Below are 26,527 nucleotides of genomic sequence, written 5' to 3'. Positions count from 1 at the left end.
TGCGATGCCTCGAGAATCTTGCCTGCCGCCTGGCCAATGTGCTGAATCAGGTTGCGAATCGCGGTCAGGAACTTGTTGAACCAGCCGGCCAGTTGCGCCGTTTCATCGCTGCCGCGTACCGCCAGGTTCTGAGTCAGATCGCCATCGCCACCGGCAATGCCTTCAAGGCCAGTGGACACGCTGTGGATCGGGCGAACGATGACACTGGCGAAGCTGGCGCCAACAATCGCGAAGACCAGAGCGAGTACCGCCGCGATGATCCCGATCAGCCAGGTCAGGCGTGTGGCCGAGCCCATCACTTCGTCCTGTTTGATCAGGCCAATGAAATTCCAGCCCAGTTGATCGGAGGGGTAGACATTGGCCATGTAGCGCTCGCCATTCAGCGTCAGCTCAACCAGCCCGGAGCTGGTCTTGGCCAGCTCGGCGAAACCGTCGCCCAGGTCACCCAGCTTCTTGAAATTGTGCTCCGGCTGCTTGGGATCGACCAGCACCGTGCCGTTCTTTTCCATCAGCATCAGGTAACCGCTTTCGCCCAGCTTTATCTGTTTGACGATGTTGGTCAGCTGCTTGAGCGATACGTCGATATTGACCACGCCGCCCGGGCTGCCCAGCTTGTTGGGGATCGCGCGGATAGTGCTGACCAGCACGGCATCATCGTTGGCCCAGTAGTACGCATCGCTGCGCACGGTTTTGCCGACATTGGCCATGGCAGTCTTGTACCACGGACGCACGCGCGGATCGTAGTTGCTCATTTTCGGGTCTTCGGGCGTCATGATGTAGCTGCCGTTGACCAGTCCGTAGGACACATAAGAGTAGGCTGGGTGGGCCTTGGCAATACTGGCGAACAGCTCGGTTGCTTGCTTGTCGTTATCCGACTGAGGCGTGGGAGCGGCGCCCGAGTAGTTTCTGAAATCGTCGCCAGCGCCCGCGATGAGCGGGTGGGCTGCAATGTAGTTGACGTTCTGGGTGATGCCATCAAAAAACAGCTGCATGGCGTTGTCGACCTGCCGTATTTCACGGCTGCTGCTGTCGACAAAGTCATTGGTCGCCTCGTCGCGCAGATTCACGATCACGATCGCGGCCACAACAAGGATGGGCAAGCACGCGATCACCGCGAAAGCCCAGGTCAATTTCTGTTTGATATTCATGTGAGCTCCGGAGTGTCCATTACTGCCGCACGTGTTGAACGCTGCATTCCTGCAGTCTGTCGACCCAAGTGATGACCTGGAGCGTGTCTTATGGTGTACCAATAGGCGATCGGCTTCGCCCCGGCATTCTTGAGCGCAATGGCGCATGCAGACACGATTGTCGTTTTTGGGCTGTTACTGCATGGCGGGTCTTGACGCCTGCGTTTGGCCTTCGATGCGTGTGATTGGCGTTGGATCGAAGGCAAGGGCAGAGGAAGGCGAGAATCGGGCACATCCGGGATTGATGCAGTGTCTTCAAATCAGTCTTCGCGAGCAAACGGAGCGCCGCCCGGCTCGCTCCCACTTGAGCGCCTGATTTCAAGTTGAGCTCCAGGTCTGTTGGAGCGCACCTGAGTCAGCTTGCTGACGAAGGCACCAGAATGTTCAACGCAAATCCCAAAAAGGATCAAAGAAACACCAGCCCGGTACGCTCAGAAAAAATAGCGCTCTTCTACCCAATAGCCTTCACGCCACAGAATGCGAGGCAAGGTGCAGCGACCGCCAGATCAGTGTCAGGACGACGGAATCCGCCGCAGGCGGACCCAACCGGAGCTGAGGACTTTGCCTGCTTTGATATTTTCAAAACAGGGCGTCGTAAGGGCGAAAAAGTGACCTGAGTCGAACGCGCATACAGCTCAATCCCCATTCCAAAAAACAGCCCGGGCTGACTCCAACCCTTACAGAATCAGCTCAGTCTTAAGCCTGGCAAATCAGCATCATCAGTGCCGACAAGGTATGCCCATCAGTAATCTCGCCCCGACCGATCATGGCCTTGATCTCTTGCATCGACTTGATCATCGTGTGCTCAACCTCACCATCCGTCTCGCTTTCGACTTCGCCGCTGACAGAGGCCACGCAAACCGCCACTGAACTGGAAAGCAGCGATGTGTTGCTGTGCAGCTTGCCGACCAGCGTGACCTTCAGCGCCTTCATCCCCAGTTCTTCGAGCAGTTCGCGTTCTGCAGCCTGCTCGGGTGTCTCATCGTCATCGATCTTGCCCCGCGGCGCCTCGATCGAGACTTGCCCGATAGCCCGGCGCATCAGCGATGCCAGTGCAATACGGCCATCTGCAAGCACGGGTAACACGACCACCCCGTTCACGACCTTGGGCTCTCTTACAATCTTGTAGCCCTTGCCCACTGGGCGGCTGCCGTCGTTGACATCGATCACGTCGAAGAAGGGGGTTTCCAGCAGGACGGTGACGACAGGTTCGTTCAAAGGCGTGTTCATGCGGATCTCATGGATTGATAAAACTCGCGCATTACGCGCATGAATGGTTTTCGCAACTTCAGCTATGCAAATGACCTGTCGAAATAAAAGATCTCTCCGGCGCGCAGTGTTTCCATTGTTGCCGAAGCCTTTACCACGCCTTCCCCGGACTTCTTGCGCCCCGTTTCCTGGATATAACCTTCCTCCGTCAGCTTGATCAATCGTTGCCGGATACTGGTCTTCAATACCTCGCGGCCCAACACCACCGAGTAAATGGCAGTGGCCTCAGGAGCACTGAATTCGTTGCCCAGAAACAATAAGGGGAGGCTTGAGTAGAGCGATTTTGAAACCAGACGATCCGCGACCTGATCCACAAGGTGGTTGTGATCGAACGGCATCAGCGTTTCACGGCTCAGCACCGAGGTCAGGGGTACATACCTTTGCCGGTCGGAGAGGGCGGTATCGTCCGAGACAATGGCCAGATAGAAGGTTGACGATGACCAGCAACGCGGGTCGCGGAACGCGTCTCCCACTGTGCCTACCTGTTCAATATAGGCCTGAGCGAACCCCACCTTGGGCGAGCCGATCAGGCGCTTGACGCCTTCAGCCATGCTGACATCGCGCTCAGCACCGTTCAGGACAAGGCCAGGCAGCGCCCATTGGTCTGCATAGGGCTCACTGGGCCGTTTGTGCAGGAGCACCTCGATCTCTCTATGTTTGCGATTGAAGCGCATGACGACAACATCAATGGTGTGCAGATAATCCATTCTCATGGTCGGCTCGCGGTCGGTCGGGCTCATGATCAAGCGGTCTCTGAAGCGTAAATTCTGTAGTCTACCGGATCCATGCCCGGTGCCATCCAGTGCGCAGGTATCGGGTCACCTGCCTCCAGGCACTGGCGCATCAAGGTGCTGCGCACGCCGATCTGCTCTGCCACGGTAATGATCGAAAACGTCTCGATCAACTCAGCCCCGAGGTAGAAGGTCGGGAGCAGAGCGGCGACATCCGGGCCCACCACCAGCGCCACTGACTTGGGGTCGATCCCGTTGATCTCTGCGGCGTGGCTGAGCAGGTTGAAGCTGTATATGGGGCCTTCCATCGTCTGGGCCAACGCGTATTCGAGGGGGCTCGCGGTGACGGGCGAATCACACTGCAGCTGAATGCGCTCGGTGATTGTGCCGAGCCACGCCAGACGCGTCTCGTAATCCATCATCACCTTGCCATATGGATGCCTGTATGAAGGGGCTACAAGCACATGCTCTGCTTGTCTGGAGGCTTCGATCATCACATTGGCATGGCCGGCATGGGGTGGGTTGAATGCACCACCGTAGAGAGCGAGCTTGTACATGGCGTTTCTCCTGTGTGCTCATATAGTACATGTGGTGGACTATATTATCCAGAGGCTTGCTCACTCTGCACGGAAGTATTTACGCCAGTAATTTCTATATAAATCGATCTTTTTTGGTTTATGGAAAAGTGTTGTTCAAAGGGTGTTGACTTGATAGTATATCAGACGTACTATCTACACCATGACACGGAGGAAGCCGAGATGAGCATTGCCAAGCAACAGACTGCTTCATTTGATGTAGACGCCCAGAAGTCCTTTACGCCCATCTGTCCGGATGAACTGCCGGTGGCAGGCGGGGACGAGATCGGTGGGGAGCTGAACTTCATGGCCACCTTCGCCAGCGTGCGGGTGGGCAGCAAGGATGCTCATGCGGCCAACGCCCCTTGGGTCGTTCAAGGCCACGAGAACATGCTCCAGCCGACAGGTCTGCCACACGCTGATCTGACCTGGGTCAGCCACTGCGTACCCGGAACCGAAGGCTTCAAACTGCTGGACGAACTGCCGGCCCCTCTGGACTACGATTTCTTCGTGTTCAAAGGGGTCGAGCCGGACCTTCATCCTTACGGTGCCTGCTGGCATGATTTTGCCGGGAAGTTGTCTACCGGCGTGATCGAATACCTGAAGTCCAGAGCCATCAAACGGGTCATCGTCGGTGGCCTTGCGCTCGACTTCTGCGTAAAAACGACAGCCATGCAACTGGTTGCTGCAGGATTTGATGTGGTGCTGTATCTGCCCGCATGCCGGGGCATCAGTGAAGATGGGTGCGTCAAGGCGCTCGCCGAGATGAGAGGGACGGGCATCCTGATCGTGAACACCCAACAAGAATTGACAGACCTGGCTTGAGGGCCGACGGAGAAAACCATGGAAAGCGTTTACGATTTCGACAAGCCGATTGTCCGTTCACCCACCGATACCGACATGTACAAGATGGCGATGGGGCAGGCCATCCTTCACGCCTATCCGTCGGCAGACACCGAGTGGGCGTTGCGTGTCCGGTCCAGTGAAGACCTGACCCCCTACATCAGTGAAATCCGCGAGAACGTTGAAGCGCTGCACGAACTGCGAGCCAGCCAGGATACCCTTCGCCACTTGCGGTCGATCCCGTATATGAAGGCTGACTACGTCGATTACCTCGAGGACTTCACGCTCAAGCCTCGGTTCGTCAAGGTCGGCGCCAACAACGGTCAACTTGAAATCCGCGCGCGTGGGCCCTGGGTCGGCGTTTCGCCCTTCGAGATCCCGGTCCTTGCCATTGTCAGCGAAGTCCGTAACCGCCACGTCTATCCTGACCTCTCACTGGAGCAGGTTCGTGAAAGCCTCTACAAGAAGTTCGACTGGCTCAAGGACAACGCCTCGGCAGAAGAACTGGCCGCGTTCAAGGTCGCCGATTTCGGAACTCGCCGTCGCATTTCGTTCAAGGCGCAGGAAGAGGTCGTTCGCACCATGATGCGTGACTTCCCGGGCGAGTTCGTCGGCACCAGCAACGTGCATCTGGCCCGCGAGTTCAACACCCGTGCGGTCGGCACCCAGGCTCACGAGTGGTTCCAGGCGCACCAGCAACTGGGTCCGCGGCTGATCGACAGCCAGAAGGCGGCTCTGGATGCATGGATCAGGGAATACGGGGGTGACGCGGGTCTGAGCCTGGCCGATACCATCAATCAGGATGCCTTCCTGCGCGACTACGGCCTGCTGTACGCCAAGCTGTTCGACGGCTGCCGCCACGATTCGGGTGACCCATTGCGCTGGGGCGACCGGATGATCGCGCACTATGAGTCTCTGCGTATCGATCCAATGACCAAAACGCTGATCTTCAGTGATGGTCTGAACCTGGGCGACCGTGCATTGCGAATCCTGCGTCACTTCCGCGGCCGCATCAACATCTCGTTCGGTATCGGTACCGACCTCACCAACGGTGTCGAGGGCGTCAAGGCGCTGAGCATCGTGATGAAGATGGTGAACTGTGAAGGTCAGCCGGTTGCGAAGATCTCGGATGAGCCCGGCAAGAGCCAGTGCGAGTCTCCCCAGTTTCTGTCTTACCTCAAAGAAGTCTTCCAGGTGAAGGAGTAAGGAGAACACCATGAATACCCAATTGAATCTGCAATCGGAAATCCAGGCTGCCCTGTGCATCGACACCAGCCTTGTGGACGAGGCCAGTGCACACGCAGAAATCGCCCGCCGTGTCGCGTTCATCAAAGGGGTTCTGATCAAATCCGCTGCCAGGGCTCTGGTGCTGGGCATCAGTGGTGGAGTCGACTCGTCTACCGCCGGACGGTTATGCCAATTGGCCGTCGATGAGCTCAAGGCCGAAGGCAAAGACGTCAGGTTCGTCGCCGTTCGCTTGCCTTACAAGACTCAGGCCGACGAAGCCGATGCCCAGGCTGCGCTGAGTTTCATCAACGCCGATGTCGTGACCACCGTGAACATCGCCGCAGCCGTTGACGGCATGATGAGCAGCATCGCCATCGAAGGTGTCGAGCCCAGTGCCGAGCTGACCGACTTTGCCAAAGGCAACGTCAAGGCCCGTAGCCGGATGCTGGCGCAGTATGCAATCGCCAATTACGTCGGCGGCCTTGTGGTTGGCACTGATCATGCGGCGGAAGCGGTGATGGGGTTCTTCACCAAATTCGGCGACGGCGCCTGCGATCTGGCCCCGCTGTCCGGCCTGACCAAAGGCCAGGTGCGTCTGCTGGCAAAACAACTGGGTGCACCCGCGCACCTGGTCGGCAAGGCGCCGACGGCAGACCTGGAAGATCTTGACCCCTGCAAACTGGACGAAGTTGCCTATGGCTGCACCTACGACGACATCGACAACTACCTGCTGGGCAAGCCGGTCCCTGATTCGGCCGTAGCAATCATCGAAGCGGCCTACATCAAGACCGCGCACAAGCGAGAGCTGCCCATCGTCCCAGGCTGATCGAGCCTCGGATTCAACAAAAGCCCCGGTTTTTCGGGGCTTTTGCGTGTGTTGCGGACCCGCTCAAGGCGTCCTGGCGTGAGTCATTTTTCGTCTGTCAAATCGGGTTATGGTGCAACATGCGAATACCCGGATGCCAGGTATCTTGCCCGTCAAACTCCGCCATGGCGTCCAGCATCGCTTCCTTGAAGTACGCCAGTGAGGCGCGGTCGAAAAGAATCTGGAAACACGGCGTGGCCGCGTCTGCCAGGTTGATCACGATCACGTTGATCCTTGCGGCTGATGTCTGCGCCACGGTGCCTTCGGCGAAGGCCTGTGCGCGTAAATCAACACCGCAGAGCTTGGCCATGACCTGGGTAATGCACACGCCGCTCAGTTGCAGCCAGGCGTGGCTGTCCTGGCGCGGCAACAGGTAGTTGGCGTTGTGATCCAGCTCCCAGCGTGCTTCTTCGTCAGCGATGCGCTTACCTTGATCCCTGGCGCTGCCCAACAGCAAGTACTCGGTTTGCGACAGCCGTGCGATATGGCTGCCGTCGGCCTGTGTTACCGCCTGATTGGGCGCATCGGGCAGGTTGAACCCACGGGCACGCAGGTAATCGGCGCTTTGCGTACCCCGAAACCCCACGCGTGCCAGATCGGTCAGGTCGGTGAGCGTACAGCGCGGCAAAGTGTTCAGTCCTACCGGGCGTTCAGCGGTTGGAAGGGTCATGGTTCAGAGCTCCTGGCGCTGATTTTCAGGGTCGAAGAAAGGCAGTTTGACGACGGTGGCCTGAACCACGACGCCGTCCTCGACACGAATCGGGATCTGTTGACCGGGCTTACTCTGGTCGAACGCGGCGTAAGCCAGGCCGATGATCTTGCCCAGCGTTTGTGAGTACTCGCACGAGGTGACATTGCCGCTGATGTCCGGCCCCTTGAGCACCAGATGGCCTTCAAGGGGATGGGGGCTGGCCTGAGGCAGGGTGAACCCGACCAGTTTGCGTTTTTGTGGCTGGGCTTCGAGGATGTCCACCGAGCGACGGCCGACAAAGAACGGTTTGGTCCGGCTGACGGCCCAACCCATGTCGATTTCGGCAGGGTGGGTCATGCCGTCGGTGTCCTGGCTGATGATCACATGGCCCTTTTCGAGGCGCAGCAGGCGCTGGGTCTCGACCCCGAACGGGCGCATGTCGAACGCCTTGCCGGCTTCGGTCAGCGCGTCCCAGAGCGCGAGTGCATGGCGTGCCGGTACGTGAATTTCGTAACCCAGTTCGCCAACGAAACCGACCCGCAGCAGGCGTGCCTTGATCCCGGCAACGGTGCCTTGCCGCACGCCCAGATAGGGGAAACCTTCGGCTGACAGGTCAAGGTCAGTGCAGACCTGTTCAAGCACCTTGCGTGCATCTGGCCCTGCCACGTTGACCGCACTGATCGCCGCCGTGACGTTGGTGATGTCAACGTTCAAGCGCCACTGCGCGTTCCACTTGAGCATCTGCTGATAGATACGGTCCACGCCGCTGGTGGTCGCGGTCACGTAGAAATGCTGTTCGGCAAAACGGGCGCACACGCCGTCGTCGATCACCACACCTTGTTCGTTGGTCATCAGCGCATAACGCGAGCGGCCGACCGGTTGTTTGAGGAAGGCAAAGGTGTACAGACGATTGAGCAGTTCAGCCGCATCCGGACCGCGCACATCCAGACCGCCCAGCGTGGACACGTCGATGATCCCGACCTTGTTGCGCACGTGCAGTGCCTCCTGCTGCATGCAAGCGTCGCGTTGCGACGGTTTACCGTAGAAGGCCGGACGCTGCCAGATCCCTGCGGGCATCATCTTCGCGCCTGCTTCCACGTGCCGCTTGTGCATGGGCGTCTGGCGATACGGGTCGAACGCCCGGCCCGCCACGTGGGCCAGTTTTTCGGCCTCGAACGGCGGGCGCGCTGTGGTCACACCGGTTTCGCTGACGCTGCGTTGGGTCGAGGAGGCCACCAGACGCGCGGTGGGCAATGCAGAGTGTCTACCTTGCGAAGGGCCCATGCCGACGGTGGAGTAGCGCTTGACCAATTGAATGTCGCGATAGCCGATGCGTGTGGCATTGACGATGTCGCGCACTTGCAGGTCTTCATCAAAGTCGACGAAATCCTTGCCCTTGGGGTGCGGGAAAATCGGCCATAAAAAGTTGACCCGCGGCTCGCTGCGTGGCGGTAGCGGCTTGCTGTCTGGTTCCAGACCCAGTGCCGAAACCGCTTCGGCTGCAGCGTGCACGGCGTCGGCCAGCACATTGTCCAGCGCGTGGTAGCCGTTTACCGAACCGGCGATGGTCAGGTGTTCCGGCAGACCGCCCAGGCTGAACTCGGCGAGTTGATCGTCGTACGTGAGCCTGCCACCCGCCTGACACAGCAATTGGTAGGCGGGCATATAACCACCCGACATACACAGCAGGTCGCATTCGACTGTCAGTCCACTGTGGGCGACCTGGCCCTGGCCGGTAATCTTGCGCAGGTCGGCACCGCTTACATGGCGCATGCCTTTTTCGTGCAGGGCCTCATAGACTGTTGTGCCCATGTGGCACGATATGCCGCGTTGTTGGAGGGCGTTCTGCAACGCACGGTCGGCAGGGTTGGTGCGCATGTCGGCAATCGCGACCACCTCCACACCCTGATCGTGCAGGTCCAGTGCTGCCAGATACCCGTCATCGTTGCCCGTCAGGACCACGGCGCGCTTGCCGGGTTTGACCGCGTAGAGTTTCATCAGGCGCTGCACGGCGCTGGTCAGCATCACACCGGGCAGGTCGTTGTTACGGAAAATTACCGGTTGGTCGAACGCGCCGCTGCACACCAGGCACTCGGTTGCCCGCACCTTGTACATGCGCTTGCCCTGAATGACCGGCAGGTAATTATCGGTGAACCACGCATTGCAGGTGGCCTGTTTGAGCACCCGGATATTGGCGTGGGCTTCGACGGCATCGACCAGTTCGTGTCTTACCTGATCGGCGCGCTGGCCTTCAATGTCGAAGCGCGCGTAGGTCAGCGAACCGCCGAGAATCGGCTGTTGCTCGATCAGCAGCACTTTTACGCCGGCATTGGCCGCGGTCAGTGCGGCCTGCAGGCCGGCCGGGCCGGCGCCGATCACGGCCAGGTCGGTGAACAGGTAAGCCTTGTCGTAGTACTCCGGCTTGAAGTTCAGGTCCAGCACGCCCAGGCCGGCTTTCTTGCGGATGATCGGCTCCCAGACTTTCCACATGCCTTTTGGCTTGTAGAAGGAGCGGTAGTAGAAACCGACGGGCATGAATTTCGAGAACTTGCCCAGGTAAGCGTCGCGGTCATTGTCCAGCGAGCCGCTGAAATTCTGCCCGGTAGCCTGCAACCCCTCGCGCAGGGCGAAGGTGTCGGCGAGCACGTTAGGCTCCTGTGGCAACTGGATCAGGCTGTTGGCATCCTGCCCGGCCATGGTCAGCGGACCGCGCGGCCGGTGGTACTTGAACGAGCGCGAGAGCAGAAAGCGCCCATTGGCCAACAGGGCGCTGGCGATGCTGTCACCCTGCAGGCCGTGGTAGGTCTTGCCGTCGAAACTGAATGCCAACGGCTGGTTGCGGTCGATCAACAGACCCATGGGTGCGGGCAGGCGAGCGGGGTTGTTCATCCTGCGATCTCCCGGGAAGGTGCGGGAGCGAAATCGACGCGCGTGGTGAATATTTCCCTTGGGTCGAAGGTGCGGATGATGACGTCACTGCCCGTATGGCGCTCAGCCAGAAACCAGTAGCTGGACGGGTTATGCATCCACCACTCGCGCACGATACCCAGCGTGTCATCGCTGTTGAACACGTAATCGGCCCACTCGGCGTCGCTGCAGGTCTGAGGATCCGGCATGTGTTTGAACTCGCCGCCGTAGCTGAATTCGCTGATATTGCGTGGCCCGTTGAGCGGGCAGGTCATGATTTTCATGGGTGTGTCCTGTACTCGGTCCGGTTCAGTGGCTGGCGGCTGTCGCGCCCATTTCGTTGACTTGCTGAAAGGTCGAAAAACGTTCCAGGCCAAAGGGTTTGATCAACTCGGGGACCTTGCCGCCGCTGGCTACCAGTTCGGCCATGGTCTTGCCGCAAATCGGGGTCGCCTTGAATCCCCACGTACCCCAGCCCGCATCCAGGTAGTAATTCTTCACCGGTGACAGGCCCATGATCGGGCTGTAGTCCGGTGTCATGTCGGTGATCCCGGCCCATTGGCGCATCAGTTTGGCGTTGGCGAGAAACGGAAACATCTCGATGGCATGTGCCAGCAGGCTTTCCTTGAGGTCGAGTGTCGAGCGCGTGTTGAACAGCGGGTAGGGGTCTGAACCACCGCCAAACACCACTTCGCCACGGCTGGTCTGTTGCACGTAGCAGTGCAGGGCGGACGAACTCACCAGGGGATCGAGAAACGGCTTGAAGGGTTGGGTGACCATCGCTTGCAACGGGAAGGTCTGGATCGGCGAGCGAATCCCGGCTTTCTTCATCATCTGCGAACTCATGCCGGCCACGGCCTGAACCGCGCAGCCGCAGCGAATGGTGCCGCGATTGGTTTTCACGGCGGTGATCGCGCCGTGCTCAATCACCAGTTCCTGCACTTCCGTAAGCTGATGTATCTCCACCCCACGCTTGGCGGCCTGTTTGGCATAGCCCCATGCGACCGCATCGTGCCGCGCGGTACCGCCGTCGATGTGCCACAGACCGGCGAGCACCGGCAAATGGCCCGGGTCCAGGTTGAGGCTTGGCACCAGCTCACGTATCTGCTGGCGGTCGATCATTTCGGTCCTGCCGCCGAAGTGCTTGTTGACCTCCGCCCTCTGTCGGAACGAGCGCACCGTGGCGTCGGTGTGCGCCAGGGTCAGTTGGCCGCGCTCGGAATACATGATGTTGAAATCGAACTCGTTGGACAGGCCTTGAAACATCTTCACCGACTCGGTGTAGAACTTCACGCCTTCGCTGGTCAGGTAGTTGGAGCGAATCACAGCGGTATTGCGCGCCGTGTTGCCGCCGCCCAGATAGCCTTTTTCCAGCACCGCAATATTGGTAATGCCGTGATACTTCGACAGGTAGTACGCCGTGGCCAGGCCATGACCGCCGCCCCCGATGATCACCACGTCGTAGGAGGCTTTGAGTTCTTTCGGCGCAGGCAGATCAACCTCGACCGGGTACTCCGGGCTGAGCCCGTACTTCAATAGATTGAAAGGCATACGGCCTCCGATTGGCTGCGTTGCGCCTGTGCCTGCTGCGTGGCAGCGGTCACGGTATTTTTCATCAGAAAGGCAATGGTCATGGGGCCGACCCCGCCGGGCACCGGGGTGATGGCTGAGGCCACGGTGCTGGCGCTGTCGAAGTCCACGTCGCCCACCAGCCGGCTGCGACCCTGCTCATGAATGTGATTTATGCCGACATCAATCACCACGGCACCGGGCTTCAGCCAGCTTGCGTCAATCATCCGGGCTCGCCCGACCGCCGCCACCACGATGTCTGCCAGTTGGCACAGCGCCCTGGCATCAACGCTGCGCGAGTGTACGACCGTGACCGAGCAATGCGCGCGCAGCAGCAGGGCTGCCATGGGTTTGCCGACAATGTTGGAGCGGCCGATCACCACCGCATGTTTGCCGGTCAGATCCCCGCACGTGTCTTCGAGCAAACGCATGCAACCGCTGGGTGTGCAGGGCGTCAGCACGCTGCGACCCTGGCTGAGACCGCCCACGTTTTCACTGTGGAAACCGTCGACGTCCTTGTCAGGAGCGATCGCCTGCAGGGCACTGGCTTCTTCCATATGAGGCGGCAGCGGCAACTGCAACAGGATGCCGTTGACCGAGGTGTCGGCATTCAATTCGGCGATGACCGCCAGTACCCGCGCTTGCGAACTGTCGGCCGGCAGTCGGTACTCCAGCGAGCGGATGCCCGCTTCTTCGGCTCGCAGTACCTTGTTGCGCACGTACACCTGGCTGGCAGGGTCTTCACCGACCAGAATCACTGCCAGCGTCGGTGTGATACCGCGTGCCTTGAGATCCCGGACATCGGCCTGTACCTGTTGCAGTACATGGGCGGCGGTGGCCTTGCCATCGATGAGTCGGACACTGTTCATCGAAAAATCACCGTTCGGTCGGTGTTCAGAAACACACGGTGCTCCAAGTGATATTTCACCGCGCGCGACAGCGCGATGGTCTCGGTATTACGCCCCGCAGCGACCAGATCATCGGGCAGGTAAACGTGGTCGACGCGCTGGACCTCCTGTTCGATGATCGGTCCCTCGTCCAGGTCGCTGGTGACATAGTGGGCGGTGGCGCCGATCAATTTCACACCGCGCTCATACGCCTGGTGATAAGGCTTGGCGCCCTTGAAGCCCGGCAGGAAGGAGTGATGGATATTGATCGCTCGACCAGAGAGTTGCCGGCACAGATCATCAGACAGAATTTGCATGTAGCGCGCCAGCACCACGAGTTCGGTGGCGGTTTCATCCACCACTTTCATCAGCGCCGCTTCCTGGGCGGCCTTGGTGTCTTTGGTCACGGGCAGGTAAATGAAGCGGATGCCCTCGCGCTCAGCCATAGGCCGCAGGTCCAGGTGGTTGGAGACGATGGCGGTGATGGTCATGTCCATTTCGCCCTTGTGGTAGCGGTAGAGCAGATCGGTCAGGCAGTGGTCGAACTTGCTGACCATCAACAGCACGCGCATGGGCTGGCGGGTATCGTGCAATTCCCACTGCATGGAAAAGTCATTGGCGACTGGCTCGAAGCCAGTCTTGAGCTGCTGGATATCGCCTGTGTGGCCGTCATTGAAACGGAACACCGCCCGCATGAAAAAGGTGCCGCTGAACTCGTCATCGAACTGGGCCATTTCGCCGATGTAGCAGCCGTTACCCGCCAGATATGAGGTGACTGCCGCGACAATGCCTGAGGTCGCCGGACAGCTGATCTTCAGGATGAAATGGTTCTTTTCGTGTTGCATGGCTTGTCCTCTGGAAGATGGCGGCAGCTCAGCGAAAGGCGAAGAAACAGGGCGAGGGTGTCTTTTTATGGGTGAATAAAAATTCCTATCAGGAATTAAATATTCACGAAGGCTGTTTATAGGCGAAAGGAAATGCAGCGTCCAGAGTTTTATGGAAACTTTTTTTATTCAGGGGAATATTCGTAGTCGGTCAAACGGCATCAGGCCTCTGCGCGCTGGGCAGTGTGAGGCGTAGCGCCTGCCCCTCTATTTTGCGCAGCGGTAAGTGGCTGGCGAGACCTGTTTCAGTCAGGTCATCTGCCAGGATCGTGACGCGCTTGAGCGATCACTCGTTTTGCGCGCCGTAGTTCATGATCGAGAGCAGACGAATCGGCACTTGCACCAGTTGCTCAGGGCCGTGAGGGATTTCGCCGTCGAAGGTCAGGCTGTCACCTGCCTGCATGGGGTACAGCTGGTTGCCATGACGGTAAATCAGCTCGCCTTCCAGCAAGTGTAGAAACTCTGTGCCTGGGTGGGAGAAGGTCGGAAACTCTTCGCTGGCGTCGTCCATGGTCACCATATACGCCTCGAAGCTTTTCTTCGGCCCGCGGGTATGGTTGAGCAGATGGTAGGTGTGACCCTTTTCGGTTCCGCGTCTGACCACTTCCAGTCCTTCGTCGGCCTTGACCAGCAGCGCGCTGCCACCTTGCTGGTCGTACTGGCTGAACAGTTTGGACATCGGCATGCCGAGCACGTCGCACAGACGGCTGAGGTTATCGAGACTGGTCGAGACCTGGGCGTTTTCGATCTTGCTCAACATGCCTTGGCTGATGCCGGCAATCCGGGCCACATCGGCCAGCTTCAGCTCCTGCGCCTGACGCTGGCGTTTGATCTGAATGCCCAGGTACTGCTCAAGCTTCAATTTGGGATGCGGTTCGTTCGGCATATTCATCGGCTGTGCACAGTTTCCGTTCAATAATTTTTATTTCGCACTGGGAATGTGCAAAAGCGTAGTACCTGTGCGCGCTTGCACTGAATATTCTCGCTGGGAAAACAAGTTTCCCATATAAACAGCCAGAAAGCGCTCTTCAGGCGCTTTGAGCACTGGACTTCACACATTGGCAAGCGCTTTGCATTCCTAATGGGAAAGTAACTTTCCTGATTGGAATATATTTCTTTCAGGCAGTGAAAAGCGATTCTCATCTGAAACGTTTGCTCATGCCAGGAGACAAGCCTCATGTTGCCACCCGAAACACAGCGTCTGATCGAAGAGCATGGCATCAAGTATGTGCTGGCGCAGTTTGTCGACATTCATGGCTCATCCAAGACCAAGTCAGTGCCTGTGTCGGGCCTGGAAATGGTGGCAGAGGCCGGCGCGGGGTTTGCGGGTTTTGCCATCTGCGGGATGGGCATGGAACCTCATGGCCCGGACTTCATGGCCAAGGGTGATCTGGCCTCGCTGACCCCGGTGCCCTGGCAGCCCGGGTATGGTCGGGTGGTGTGCATCGGCCATGTGGAAGGCAAGCCCTGGCCTTATGACAGCCGCTACGTATTGCAGCAGCAGGTCGAGCGCCTCAGTCAGCGTGGCTGGACCCTCAACACGGGCCTTGAGCCCGAGTTCAGCCTGTTCAAGCGTGATGCAGCGGGCAGTCTGCAACTGGTGGACGTCAGCGATAACCTCGACAAGCCGTGCTACGACTACAAGGGCCTGTCGCGCTCCCGTGCCTTTCTCGAGCGTTTGACCGAAGCCTTGCAGCCAGTGGGTTTCGACATCTATCAGATCGACCACGAAGACGCCAACGGCCAGTTCGAAATCAATTACACCTACAGCGATGCGATGGAGTCGGCAGACCGTTTCACGTTCTTTCGCATGGCCGCCGGCGAAATTGCCAATGACATGGGCATGATCTGCTCGTTCATGCCCAAGCCCGACCCGAAACGTGCCGGCAATGGCATGCACTTTCACCTGTCGATCAGCAGTGCCAGCAACAAAAACCTCTTCCATGACGCCAGCGACCCCAGCGGCATGGGCCTGTCGAAGATGGCCTACCACTTCGCGGCCGGTCTTTTGGCGCATGGCCCGGCGCTGTGTGCGTTCGCAGCGCCTACGGTCAATTCCTACAAACGACTGGTGGTTGGCAATTCGTTGTCCGGTGCTACCTGGGCGCCCGCGTTCATCGCGTTCGGTTCCAACAACCGCTCTGCCATGGTGCGCGTGCCCTATGGCCGGCTGGAGTTTCGACTGCCGGACGCCGGGTGCAACCCGTATCTGGTCAGTGCCGCGATCATTGCTGCAGGCCTGGACGGTATCGACCGGCAGTTGCAAATCGATCATGTCTGCAACGAGAACCTTTACAAGCTGAGCCTGGAAGAGATCGCCGCGCGGGGCATCAAGACCTTGCCGCAGTCGCTCAAGGAAGCCTGCGATGCCCTCGAAGCGGACCCCCTGTTCGCCGAAGTGCTGGGCAACGGCATCGTCAGCGAATTCATCAGGCTCAAACGCATGGAGTGGGTGGAATACAGCCGCCACGTGAGCGACTGGGAAGTAAAGCGCTACACCGAATTTTTCTGAAATCCGCGTTTCAAGAGGCCCCACAAGGCTGGCTTGCGACGTGTCTTGAGTGTCTGTCTATGCGGTCGACGTGCAGCGTGAAGCTGGCCACTCATCGTCGACTGCTTCCGAACAAGGTGAAGCTATGTGTGGAATCGTTGGCTTGTATCTGAAAAACCCGGCGCTTGAATCCCAGTTGGGCAAGCTTTTCGAACCGATGCTCGACGCCATGACTGACCGTGGTCCCGACAGCGCCGGCTTCGCCATCTACGGTGATGAAGTGGCAGACGGCTGGGTCAAGCTGACCTTGCAAGCCACCACCGATCAGTACGATTTCAAGGCACTGATCGCCGCCCTTGAAGAGCGGCTGCACGCGCCCATGGACGGGTTTCAGAATGCCAGTGCGCTGGTGCTCAAGATTCACGCCGAGGAGGCCCCGGTGCGTGCAGCACTGGCCGACCTGGCGCCCACGGTGCGCATCATGAGCGCCGGGCAGAGCATCGAAATCCTCAAGGGCATTGGGTTGCCGAGGGAAATCTCCGAACGCTTCGGGCTGGCGTCCATGAAGGGCAGCCACATCATCGGCCACACGCGCATGGCCACCGAGAGCGCTGTGACCATGGAAGGCAGCCATCCGTTTTCGACCGGCGCGGACCTCTGTCTGGTGCACAACGGCTCGCTGTCCAACCACTTTCGCCTGCGCCAGAACCTGCGCCGCGAAGGCATCCATTTCGAGACGGACAATGACACTGAAGTGGCAGCCGGTTATCTGGCCTGGCGTCTGCAGCAGGGCGACACACTCAAGCAGGCGCTCGACAAGTCCCTGGAAGACCTGGACGGTTTCTTCACCTTCGCCATCGGCACGCGTAATGGCTTTGCGGTGATCCGCGACCCGATTGCCTGCAAGCCCGCCATTCTTGCCGAGACGGACGACTACGTCGCCATGGCCTCGGAATATCAGGCGTTGTCCAGCCTGCCAGGTATTGAACACGCCAAGGTCTGGGAACCTGTTCCGGCCACCATGTACATCTGGGAACGCGAGTCGGCTCAAGGAGCGCGCACATGAAAACCATCGATCTTTCCACTTCTACCGTGCGTGACCTGAATCAGGCCTTGCATGATCAGGTCAAGGCACTGCAGGACCGCGAGTGGGTGGTGACCCATCCCGACGGGGCACATAACCTGGCTGTCGGCGTCAACGAAGCGGTGTCCATCGATATCCACGGCCATGCGGGCTACTACTGCGCCGGCATGAACCAGAAAGCCTCGGTCACCGTGCACGGCAATGTGGGCGTCGGTTGTGCCGAAAACATGATGTCCGGCTCGGTGCGGGTCAAGGGCAGCGCATCGCAGGCGGCGGGCGCCACGGCCCATGGCGGCCTGCTGGTGATCGAAGGCGACGCCGGTGCACGTTGCGGCATTTCCATGAAAGGCATCGATATTGTGGTCGGCGGCAGCATTGGTCACATGAGCTGTTTCATGGGCCAGGCCGGAAGGCTGGTGGTTTGCGGCGATGCGGGCGACGCATTGGGTGATTCGCTGTACGAAACCCGTATCTACGTCAAAGGCACGGTCGAGTCACTGGGCTCGGACTGCATCGCCAAGGAGATGCGCGCCGAACACCTTGAAGAGCTGCAGACGCTGCTCAACCGTGCCGGTTTCGATGAAAATGCAGCTGAATTCAAGCGCTACGGGTCGGCCCGTCAGCTTTACAACTTCAAAGTCGACAACGCCTCCGCGTACTGATCCAGGAGCAATAACCATGAGTGACGCCATCCACCCAAAAGCCCCTCCAGTACTGCGCGAGTCGGCCACGTTCGATCGTTTGACCATTCAGGAAATCCAGCGGGCCGCTGAAACCGGAATCTATGACATTCGCGGCGGCGGGACCAAGCGCAAGCTGCCACATTTCGACGACCTGTTACTGCTGGGTGCCAGCGTGTCCCGCTACCCGCTGGAAGGCTACCGCGAGAAATGTGGCACAGACGTCGTGCTCGGCAATCGCTTCGCCAAGAAGCCGTTGTACCTGAAGATTCCCGTCACCATCGCGGGCATGAGTTTCGGCGCGCTCTCGGCCAATGCCAAGGAAGCGCTCGGCCGGGGTGCGACCATCGCCGGGACCAGCACCACCACTGGTGACGGCGGCATGACCCCTGAAGAGCGCGGTCAGTCGCAGCACCTGGTCTATCAGTACCTGCCTTCGCGCTATGGCATGAATCCGGATGATCTGCGCAAGGCCGATGCCATCGAAATCGTTCTGGGGCAGGGCGCCAAGCCCGGCGGTGGCGGTATGCTGCTGGGCATGAAAGTGACCGAGCGTGTGGCGGGCATGCGCACCTTGCCGGTGGGGGTCGATCAGCGCTCGGCGTGCCGTCACCCGGACTGGACCGGTCCGGATGACCTGGCAATCAAGATCGCTGAAATCCGCGAGATCACCGATTGGGAAAAGCCGATTTACGTGAAGATTGGTGCGAGTCGTCCGTATTACGACGTCAAGCTGGCGGTGAAGGCGGGCGCTGACGTGATAGTGCTCGATGGCATGCAGGGCGGCACTGCAGCGACTCAGGAGGTCTTCATCGAGCACGTGGGTATTCCGATTTTGTCTGCCATTCCGCAGGCAGTTCAGGCATTGCAGGAAATGGGCATGCACCGCAAGGTTCAACTGATCGTGTCCGGCGGCATTCGCAACGGCGCGGACGTGGCCAAGGCCATGGCACTGGGCGCTGATGCGGTGGCCATCGGCACGGCTGCGCTGATCGCGCTGGGCGATAACCATCCACGCCTAGACGAAGAGCTGAAGAAGATCGGTTCGGCGGCTGGTTTTTATGACGACTGGCAGAACGGCCGGGATCCGGCGGGTATCACCACTCAAGACCCGGAACTGTCCAAACGCCTCGATCCGGTGGAAGGCGGGCGTCGTCTGGCCAACTACCTGCGCGTGTTGGTTCTGGAAGCCCAGACCATGGCCCGTGCCTGCGGCAAGTCGCACCTGCATAACCTGGATCCTGAAGACCTGGTCGCGCTGACCGTCGAGTCTGCCGCAATGGCACGTGTGCCGCTGGCGGGGACTTCCTGGGTCCCTGGGTCAGGAAGCGGGTACTGATCGCCCACATCAATCGGATGAAACATCGGCTTCACGCACAGGCTCCTTTGCATCACGCGAAGGGGCCTGCGCCCTTGCATCAACCACGAAATCGAAAAGAGGCTGAAAAAGCCCGTTGCTGCATACGTCTTGCTGGCTGCCCGACATTTATCATTCATTTGCGGGAGCTTTGAACATGATCACTCGTCTACACAGCAGATCCGTGCTCGCTTTACTGGCGCTTGGCGCCATCGTTCCGCTGGCCCAGGCCGCAGAAACCCCGGTGTTGAACACAGGCAGTACCGCCTGGATGATCACCGCCGCCGTGCTGGTGCTGTTCATGTGCCTGCCGGGGCTCGCGCTGTTTTACGGGGGTCTGGTCCGGGCCAAAAACATGTTGTCGTTGTTCACCCAGTGCTTCGGCATTGCCGGGGTGGTGGGCGTGTTATGGGTGGTGTACGGCTACAGCATGGTGGTCGACAGCAGCAATATGGTCGCGGGTGAAGTGACCTTCAACAGCTTTGTTGGCGGCATGAGTCGTGCGTTTCTGGCGGGCATGACGCCGGACAGTCTGGTCGGCGATATACCGGAAGGCGTGTTTGTCACGTTCCAGATGACCTTCGCAATCATTACACCTGCGCTGATTGCTGGGGCCTTTGCCGAGCGCATGAAGTTTTCGGCAGCGCTGTTGTTCATGGCGTTGTGGTTCACCCTGGTGTATGCACCCGTTGCGCATATGGTCTGGGGCGGAGCGGGCGCATTGATGCACAACTGGGGTGTGCTTGATTTTGCCGGTGGCACCGCAGTTCACATCAATGCCGGTGTCGCAGCATTGGCCGCGTGCCTGGTGCTGGGCAAACGCAAGGGGTATCAGAACACGCCCATGCCTGCGCATAACCTGAGCCTGACCATGGCCGGAGCGGCGATGCTCTGGGTGGGCTGGTTCGGCTTCAATATCGGCTCTGGCGGCGGCCTGAACGGGCTGTCCGGCATTGTCATGCTCAACACACAGGTCGGCGCGTGCGCGGGGATCCTGGGCTGGATGTTCACCGAGTGGTTCAAAGTCGGCAAGCCGAGCGCGCTGGGTCTGGCCAGTGGTGCACTGGCGGGTCTTGTGGGCATCACGCCAGCCTGTGCTTACGTCGGTGTGGGAGGTGCGCTGGCCATTGGCGTGCTGTGTGGTGTGTTCTGCTACCTGAGCGTGACGGTGCTGAAAAAACGTCTTGGTTATGACGACAGCCTGGACGTGTTCGGTCTGCACGGTATTGGCGGGATGATCGGCGCGGTGCTGACCGGCGTGTTCTGCGTCCCTTCGCTGGGCGGCCTGGTTCCGGACGTGAGCATGGGCGCGCAGGTGATCGCGCAAATCAAAGGTGTGCTGTTTACCACGGCGTATTGCTTTGTGGTCAGCTGGGTCATCCTCAAGGCAATCAAGGCGCTGATCGGTTTGCGCGCCCATGAGACCGTCGAGGAGATGGGGCTGGACCTGGCCGAGCACAACGAGCGTGCCTACAACCATTGAAACGTTTGGCTGATCGTGCCCGAGCGGGCACGATCCTCGGTTGCCTAGCGGAACGCGGGCACCACGTGCTTGATGAACAGTTCCAGCGACTTCTTCTTTTCAGCGTGCGGCAGGCTGTTGTCGCACCAGAAGCTGAACTCGTCGACACCCAGTTCCTGGTAATGACGAATGCGCGGAATGATCTCCTCAGGGGTGCCGATCATGGTGTTCTTGCGGATGTTTTCCAGCTCGAACTCGGGGCGTTCCTTGAACTTCTCTTCCGGGCTCGGCGCCAGAAAGCCGTTGACCGGTGTCTGCTTGTTGCCGAACCAGGCATCGAAGGTGCGGTAAAATTTCGAGATAGCGGTGGCGCCGACTTTCCAGCCGTCAGGGTCTTGTGCCGCATGGACGTGGGTGTGGCGTAAAACCATTAGTTGCGGGCGCGGCACATCAGGGTTGTTGGCCAGGGCGGTTTCAAACTTGTTCTTCAGGTCGACGACTTCTTCGTCGCCTTTCATCAACGGCGTGACCATCACGTTGCAGCCGTTCTGCACGGCGAAGTTATGCGAGTCCGGGTCGCGCGCAGCGATCCACATCGGTGGCGTGCTGATCGGTTTTGGCACGCAGGTCGAGGTCGGGAATTTCCAGATATCTCCGTCGTGGGCGTAATCACCCTGCCACAGCGCACGAACCACCGGCACCATCTCGCGCAATGCCTTGCCACCTTCCGAGGCCGGCATACCGCCTGCCATGCGGTCGAACTCGACCTGATAGGCGCCACGGGCCAGACCGACTTCCATGCGTCCATTGCTGATCACGTCCAGCAGCGCACATTCGCCGGCAACCCGCAGCGGGTGCCAGAACGGCGCAATGATGGTGCCCGCGCCAAGGTGAATGGTGTCGGTCCTGGCTGCAAGGTAAGCCAGTAGTGGCATGGGGCTGGGTGAAATGGTGTATTCCATGGCGTGATGCTCGCCGATCCATACCGTGCTGAAGCCGCCTTTCTCGGCCATCAGGGTCAGTTCGGTCAGGTCCTCGAACAGCTGGCGGTGGCTGACGTTTTCATCCCAGCGTTCCATGTGCACGAACAACGAAAATTTCATGACGTTTTACCTCGGTGGAATCAGGGCGCCTGCACGAGAGGAGCCTTCGTATTATTGGAGGTGGCCGAGGGGCCGTTCATAAGGCCAGCGCTGTCAGGGTGCCCATCTTGCGCGTGCAGTGCACCGTCGACAGATGTACTGTTCTGTCTGATGGTATACCGTAATATTCAAGGTGCAAGTCTTTTTTGCGCCATTCGCCCCGCGCGTGCTATGTCTCGACGCGTATAAAAACACGCCATTTGCGGCGTGCTATGAACAGGGCTTCATTCAGGATACGCAGGCAGGTCTGAATTGGATGGGGCCGAAGAAGGAGGGCGTTGCCTGGGCCAAATAGTGGGCGAAAGCGGGGGCTTGCAACGGGAAGGAATTGGCGACGATGGAGTTCTACATCCAGTCGCGACGGTGTAAGCCAAGTCGCGACCGATAGCGGATCTTGCTTAGCTGCAGGCTTCGGTCTGGATATATTCGGACGTCGAGTCGCGAATTACCGGCCCCATGCCGCTGACGGCATGAGCCTTTTCCATGATTTCAAGTGTAGAGCCTGTGCCCACCAAATTGACCGTATGGTTCTCGCAGTTGTAGACACGCTTGGAGTAGATGACGCCCAGCAGGCTTTCTCGACGAGTGACGACCACGCGCTGATCCGAACTTCCGCTTTTTTCCACCAGCGCATGCTGAGCGGCGGAATCATGAGGGACGTTGATGGACTTGCCTTCGGCGTGAGCGGAAAGGACGGGGATCAGTGACGCCAAAAGAAGGGCCTGGAATTTCATCGGTGCTCCTGCGGATGAATACGACTTCATTGGATCCAAAATTTACGCCGAGCCGTTACGTTTGAACAGCCATGCACCCTGGCCTTTCGTCGGGTTTCGAGGGGCTGTAGTGGCAGACTGGCCATTTACGGGGAAGGCGCAGCGTGGCCGGGCATAGGCAGCCGACGGACGGCTTAGTACCAACCGGCTATCAAGGCCATAACGACCAGGTAGCGAGTGCCCTTGGCGAGGGTGACAATCAGTACAAAGCGCCACAAGGGCTCGCGCAGTACACCCGCCATGACAGTCAGCGGATCACCGATTATCGGTACCCAGCTAAGCAGCAGCGACCAATAGCCATAACGCAGATAAAACCGCTGGGCCTTGGCCAATTGTTCGGCGCTGACAGGGAACCAGCGCTTGTGGCGCAGTCGTTCGATGGAGCGCCCCAACAGCCAGTTGAGGACCGCACCCGTCACGTTGCCAAACGTTGCGATCAGCAGCAGGGTGATCGTGGAGTAATGACCGCTGACCAACATGGCGGCCAGCACGGTTTCCGATTGCAGCGGCAGCAACGTCGCCGCGCCAAGCGCTGTCATGAACAGACCGAAATAACTGGAAAATTCAAACATCCGGTGGCCTTGTGTGCGCTTGGGGTGAGGTCAAAAGGATCTGCCTGAGGGTGATGCGCAGGGGTGGGCCGCATTGTCTTCGACCCGATCAGGCGGTTCAAGGCGCCACGACGACAACCCGAGCGCAAACTGTTGCTCTGGCAACAGCAGTCCGACACCTTGCGCGCCGTACGACAGTCGTCGTCAACGATCAGACGGTTTAACCTACTGATAAATATCAACTTATCGCAATGGCACGGTTGCTGCTCTATCGCTTTCTATCATGCCCGTTCGATTCTTGCGCTCGGGAAACCTGAAGCCATAGGAGTACCGATATGAGCCAACAACCCGTAAAATTTGCGTATTGGGTGCCGAATGTCAGCGGCGGCCTGGTCGTCAGCAAGATCGAACAACGTACCAGCTGGACGATTGACTACAACCGCAAGCTGGCACAGATCGCCGAGAAGTCAGGTTTCGAATACGCGCTGACACAGATCCGTTTCACCGCTGGTTACGGTGCCGAATACCAGCACGAGTCGGTTGCCTTCAGCCACGCACTGTTGGCTGCAACAGAAAAACTCAAGGTCATCGCCGCCATTCTGCCGGGTCCCTGGACGCCATCCGTGGCTGCCAAGCAGTTGGCGACCATTGACCAACTGACCGCCGGGCGGGTGGCGGTCAACATCGTCAGTGGCTGGTTCAAGGGTGAATTCACTGCCATTGGCGAGCACTGGCTGGAGCACGATGAGCGCTATCGACGGTCGGAAGAGTTCATTCGAGCCCTCAAAGGCATCTGGACCACCGACAACTTCACCTTTAAAGGCGATTTCTATCGTTTTCATGATTACACCCTCAAGCCCAAGCCTATCCAGCGCCCGCACCCGGAGGTTTTTCAGGGCGGCAGCTCGCGCGCAGCACGCGATATGGCGGCACATGTATCGGATTGGTACTTCACCAATGGCAACACAATCGAGGGTATCAGGGCGCAAGTCGAAGACATTCGCGCCAAGGCTGCAGCCAACGGGCATTCGGTGAAGATCGGTGTCAACGCATTTATTATTGCCCGTGATACCGAAGAAGAAGCGCGTGCTGTGTTGGCCGAGATTGTCGACAAGGCCGACCCGGAGGCGGTCAATGCATTTGGCGATGCAGCCAAACAGGCCGGCAAGGCGAGCCCTGAAGGTGAGGGTAACTGGGCCAAATCGACGTTTCAGGATCTGGTGCAATATAACGATGGGTTCAAGACCAACCTGATCGGCACGCCGCTTCAGATCGCGGAACGCATCATCGAGCTCAAGTCTGTTGGTGTCGATCTGGTGTTATCCGCCTTTCTGCACTTCCAGGAGGAGGTTGCCTATTTTGGTGAGCACGTATTGCCACTTGTTCGCGAGCTGGAAGCCGCTGCCGTGAAGGCTCCCGCGCAAGCCGCCGCAACTGCCTGACCAACGTTTGAATCCTGCCTGTTTGCCGTGAGCCTTCGTGCTCACGGCCCCTTCAAAAAAAATTGTGTCCGCTGTGATCCAGAACGGATTCGGCAACGTATGCCGTGCCCCGATGGTTCAGCTACACGCGCTCACGATCTTCGCTCAGTCGCTGCGATGCGTTGCCACATCAGGTGAGATGGTCTTCGATTGACCATCAATCGCGTGGGTTTACCCATGGACGTCACATGCCGAGCATACGATCATGGCCACTGATGCCGATAAAGGAATATCGATGCACCTGAATTGTCAGGCCCATGCTCACCCTGGTTTAACCGTGTGGTTTGAGTTCAACTATGGAGGCGGGTTTTGAAACGTGATCTTCGACTTGCCGCATGGTTGATCTGCATTGTGTGCAGCTGCGTTGTCCTGCTGATGGCATGGCAGGCCTGGACGGCCCGCCAGAACACGCTGGACAACATCCAGACCAACAGCGCCAATCTGGCCAGCGCACTGAGCACCTACACAGACGGCATCGTCAAGCAGAGTGAATTGATGCTGATCGGTCTGACCGAGCGCATCGAAAAAGATGGTACCGGATCGTCGGAGATTGAGCGTTTGCGCTCAGTGATAGCGCGTGAAATGGGTGCTTTGCCGCAGGTCAGCAGCGTATCGCTGTATAACGCCGAAGGCATCTGCATCTTTTCGACCAATCAGAACGCAACAGGCATCGACAGCAACCAGCGCGAATACTTCAAGCACCACGTGGAGAACGCCAGCCGTGCCTCGTATGTGGGGCCGACCATCATCAGCCGTGCTACCGGGATGTGGGTGATTTCGGTCAGTCGGCGTATCAATAGTCCTGACGCGAGCTTCGCCGGCGTGATGGTAATCACCATCGGCATCGAACATTTGTTGAGGTTTTACTCCGGCATTCAGGTCGGGGACACCGGTGTCATCAGCCTCACGTCGAGCACTGGACAGATGCGGCTCAGGTTCCCTTATCGAGAAGGGGATATTGGCCGTGACCTGTCCTCTACGCCGATTTTCAGCACCTATGCGCACTTGCCGTCCGGTACTGCGGAGTTTGTGTCAAAGCTCGATGGAACGCCGCGGTTTTATGCATTCGCTCGCAGTGATGTGTACCCGCTGGTGACCGTTGTCGCATTGGGGCAACGTGAGGCAATGAGCGCCTGGACCAGCCAGGCCAAGCAATCGATGCTGGTAGTGCTGGTGCTGCTCGGCCTTGTGGTCGCGTTGGGGATTCGTTTGATCGGGCACATTCACAGCCGCATCCGTGCCGAGGATGAGTTGCTGCTGTCGCAGGCGGCGCTGATTGAGCTCAATCAGCATCTCGAGCTTATCGCGTCCGAGGACAAACTCACAGGGCTGGCCAATCGCAGGCGTTTCGATCAGTTCATCGAGGTTGAATTCAAGCGCGCCCGGCGTGAACGAAGCCCGCTGTCGCTGGTATTTATCGACGTCGATTATTTCAAGCGATACAACGACCGCTATGGTCATCTGGCAGGCGATGAGTGCCTTGTCATGCTCAGCAGGCTGGTCGAACAGTGCATCCGTCGCCCGGGCGATATTGCTGCACGTTACGGCGGCGAAGAGATTGCCGTGGTGCTGCCCAGCACCGATGAGTCCAGTGCCCGCAGAGTGGCTGAAACGATCCTGCGAGCCATTCAGGATCATCAGATCGAACACCAGGCGAGCCCTTTCGCCATCGTGACGGTCAGCCTGGGGGTTGCGACCTTCACCGGGACAGACCGTCAGGTAGACCAGCGGGCGCTGATAGAGCAGGCGGATCGCGCGCTGTATGCCGCAAAGTCACAAGGCCGAAATCGAGTAAGTGGCGCTTCTGAAATACGAGAGCCTGCCCCCGTCCCGGGGCAGGCTCATATTGCGCCTTGAGGTCACCTGACATC

The 26,527-nt window shown here is 58.9% G+C and carries 23 protein-coding genes and 1 pseudogene; 10 read left to right on the top strand and 14 right to left on the bottom strand.

Going from position 1 to position 26,527, the window contains the following annotated elements:
• Nucleotides 1-65: 65 nt before the first annotated feature.
• The 4 genes and pseudogenes from KDX37_RS29700 to KDX37_RS07485 form a co-directional block, all read right to left on the bottom strand.
• Nucleotides 66-992: pseudogene (locus KDX37_RS29700) on the bottom strand (HAMP domain-containing protein); the annotation flags it as partial.
• A gap of 891 nt (nt 993-1,883) precedes the next feature.
• Nucleotides 1,884-2,417, bottom strand: coding sequence for an NUDIX hydrolase (locus KDX37_RS07495; RefSeq protein ID WP_231652044.1), 534 nt, complete (start codon nt 2,415-2,417; stop codon nt 1,884-1,886).
• 62 nt (nt 2,418-2,479) lie between these two features.
• Nucleotides 2,480-3,196, bottom strand: a complete 717-nt coding sequence (locus tag KDX37_RS07490) for an NUDIX hydrolase (protein ID WP_406641669.1) — start codon at nt 3,194-3,196, stop codon at nt 2,480-2,482.
• Between the two features lie 2 nt (nt 3,197-3,198).
• Nucleotides 3,199-3,744: an adenylyltransferase/cytidyltransferase family protein gene (locus tag KDX37_RS07485; RefSeq protein WP_231652043.1), complete on the bottom strand. Its 546-nt coding sequence runs from the start codon at nt 3,742-3,744 to the stop codon at nt 3,199-3,201.
• Between the two features lie 201 nt (nt 3,745-3,945).
• Here KDX37_RS07485 and KDX37_RS07480 point away from each other — a divergent pair, with 201 nt between their 5' ends.
• The 3 genes from KDX37_RS07480 to nadE are packed head-to-tail and all read left to right on the top strand — an operon-like array spanning nt 3,946 to nt 6,658.
• Nucleotides 3,946-4,587: a nicotinamidase gene (locus KDX37_RS07480; protein WP_231652042.1), complete on the top strand. Its 642-nt coding sequence runs from the start codon at nt 3,946-3,948 to the stop codon at nt 4,585-4,587.
• Nucleotides 4,588-4,605: 18 nt separating this feature from the next.
• Entirely contained in the window at nt 4,606-5,811 is a 1,206-nt protein-coding gene (pncB, locus tag KDX37_RS07475) for a nicotinate phosphoribosyltransferase (RefSeq protein WP_231652041.1), read from the top strand.
• Nucleotides 5,812-5,821: 10 nt separating this feature from the next.
• The gene (nadE, locus tag KDX37_RS07470) at nt 5,822-6,658 is read left to right on the top strand and encodes an ammonia-dependent NAD(+) synthetase (RefSeq protein ID WP_231652040.1); all 837 of its coding nucleotides are present in this window, start codon (nt 5,822-5,824) and stop codon (nt 6,656-6,658) included.
• A gap of 97 nt (nt 6,659-6,755) precedes the next feature.
• Here the strand turns inward: nadE and KDX37_RS07465 are convergent, their stop codons facing one another.
• From KDX37_RS07465 to KDX37_RS07435, 7 genes are all read right to left on the bottom strand, one after another.
• A complete protein-coding gene (locus tag KDX37_RS07465) occupies nt 6,756-7,367 on the bottom strand; it encodes a sarcosine oxidase subunit gamma (RefSeq protein ID WP_231652039.1) in 612 nt (203 codons plus the stop codon).
• A gap of 3 nt (nt 7,368-7,370) precedes the next feature.
• Nucleotides 7,371-10,277, bottom strand: a complete 2,907-nt coding sequence (locus KDX37_RS07460) for a 2Fe-2S iron-sulfur cluster-binding protein (protein WP_231652038.1) — start codon at nt 10,275-10,277, stop codon at nt 7,371-7,373.
• Nucleotides 10,274-10,579 (bottom strand): sarcosine oxidase subunit delta, encoded by a 306-nt coding sequence (locus KDX37_RS07455; protein WP_231652037.1) that lies wholly within the window; start codon nt 10,577-10,579, stop codon nt 10,274-10,276. Before KDX37_RS07455 ends, KDX37_RS07460 begins: the two co-directional genes overlap by 4 nt.
• A 25-nt stretch (nt 10,580-10,604) precedes the next feature.
• Nucleotides 10,605-11,846, bottom strand: a complete 1,242-nt coding sequence (locus tag KDX37_RS07450; RefSeq protein WP_231652036.1) for an FAD-dependent oxidoreductase — start codon at nt 11,844-11,846, stop codon at nt 10,605-10,607.
• Nucleotides 11,828-12,733, bottom strand: coding sequence for a bifunctional methylenetetrahydrofolate dehydrogenase/methenyltetrahydrofolate cyclohydrolase FolD (folD, locus tag KDX37_RS07445; RefSeq protein WP_231652035.1), 906 nt, complete (start codon nt 12,731-12,733; stop codon nt 11,828-11,830). Before folD ends, KDX37_RS07450 begins: the two co-directional genes overlap by 19 nt.
• Nucleotides 12,730-13,596, bottom strand: a complete 867-nt coding sequence (gene purU, locus KDX37_RS07440) for a formyltetrahydrofolate deformylase (protein ID WP_231652034.1) — start codon at nt 13,594-13,596, stop codon at nt 12,730-12,732. Before purU ends, folD begins: the two co-directional genes overlap by 4 nt.
• Nucleotides 13,597-13,921: 325 nt before the next feature.
• Complete coding sequence (locus KDX37_RS07435; RefSeq protein ID WP_231652033.1) at nt 13,922-14,527, bottom strand: helix-turn-helix domain-containing protein; 606 nt, start codon at nt 14,525-14,527, stop codon at nt 13,922-13,924.
• 285 nt (nt 14,528-14,812) lie between these two features.
• Between KDX37_RS07435 and glnT the strand changes: the two genes are divergently transcribed.
• From glnT to KDX37_RS07410, 5 genes are all read left to right on the top strand, one after another.
• The gene (gene glnT / locus KDX37_RS07430) at nt 14,813-16,147 is read left to right on the top strand and encodes a type III glutamate--ammonia ligase (protein ID WP_231652032.1); all 1,335 of its coding nucleotides are present in this window, start codon (nt 14,813-14,815) and stop codon (nt 16,145-16,147) included.
• A 124-nt stretch (nt 16,148-16,271) separates the two neighbouring features.
• Nucleotides 16,272-17,192 (top strand): class II glutamine amidotransferase, encoded by a 921-nt coding sequence (locus KDX37_RS07425; RefSeq protein ID WP_231652031.1) that lies wholly within the window; start codon nt 16,272-16,274, stop codon nt 17,190-17,192.
• Entirely contained in the window at nt 17,189-17,872 is a 684-nt protein-coding gene (locus KDX37_RS07420) for a GltB/FmdC/FwdC-like GXGXG domain-containing protein (RefSeq protein WP_231652030.1), read from the top strand. The genes KDX37_RS07425 and KDX37_RS07420 overlap by 4 nt, the downstream gene beginning before the upstream one ends.
• A 16-nt stretch (nt 17,873-17,888) precedes the next feature.
• Nucleotides 17,889-19,229 carry an FMN-binding glutamate synthase family protein gene (locus KDX37_RS07415; protein ID WP_231652029.1) on the top strand — a complete coding sequence of 447 codons (1,341 nt, stop codon included), beginning with the start codon at nt 17,889-17,891 and terminating at the stop codon, nt 19,227-19,229.
• A 175-nt stretch (nt 19,230-19,404) separates the two neighbouring features.
• Nucleotides 19,405-20,730 carry an ammonium transporter gene (locus KDX37_RS07410; protein WP_231652028.1) on the top strand — a complete coding sequence of 442 codons (1,326 nt, stop codon included), beginning with the start codon at nt 19,405-19,407 and terminating at the stop codon, nt 20,728-20,730.
• A 44-nt stretch (nt 20,731-20,774) separates the two neighbouring features.
• On the opposite strand, the gene KDX37_RS07405 is transcribed toward KDX37_RS07410, so the two are convergent.
• The 3 genes from KDX37_RS07405 to KDX37_RS07395 form a co-directional block, all read right to left on the bottom strand.
• The gene (locus tag KDX37_RS07405) at nt 20,775-21,812 is read right to left on the bottom strand and encodes an LLM class flavin-dependent oxidoreductase (protein ID WP_231652027.1); all 1,038 of its coding nucleotides are present in this window, start codon (nt 21,810-21,812) and stop codon (nt 20,775-20,777) included.
• Between the two features lie 437 nt (nt 21,813-22,249).
• A complete protein-coding gene (locus KDX37_RS07400) occupies nt 22,250-22,585 on the bottom strand; it encodes a hypothetical protein (protein WP_231652026.1) in 336 nt (111 codons plus the stop codon).
• A gap of 173 nt (nt 22,586-22,758) precedes the next feature.
• A complete protein-coding gene (locus tag KDX37_RS07395; RefSeq protein ID WP_231652025.1) occupies nt 22,759-23,196 on the bottom strand; it encodes a YqaA family protein in 438 nt (145 codons plus the stop codon).
• Between the two features lie 314 nt (nt 23,197-23,510).
• On the opposite strand from KDX37_RS07395, the gene sfnG reads away from it, so the two are divergent.
• A complete protein-coding gene (gene sfnG / locus KDX37_RS07390) occupies nt 23,511-24,617 on the top strand; it encodes a dimethylsulfone monooxygenase SfnG (RefSeq protein WP_231652024.1) in 1,107 nt (368 codons plus the stop codon).
• Between the two features lie 348 nt (nt 24,618-24,965).
• Complete coding sequence (locus KDX37_RS07385) at nt 24,966-26,513, top strand: sensor domain-containing diguanylate cyclase (protein WP_231652023.1); 1,548 nt, start codon at nt 24,966-24,968, stop codon at nt 26,511-26,513.
• The last annotated feature ends 14 nt before the right edge of the window (nt 26,514-26,527 follow it).

It is taken from the genome of Pseudomonas californiensis, from assembly GCF_021147775.1.
Lineage (GTDB): Bacteria > Pseudomonadota > Gammaproteobacteria > Pseudomonadales > Pseudomonadaceae > Aquipseudomonas > Aquipseudomonas californiensis.
The sequence above is the reverse complement of the archived record's forward strand: the minus strand, read 5'-3'. Positions and strand labels throughout refer to the sequence as shown.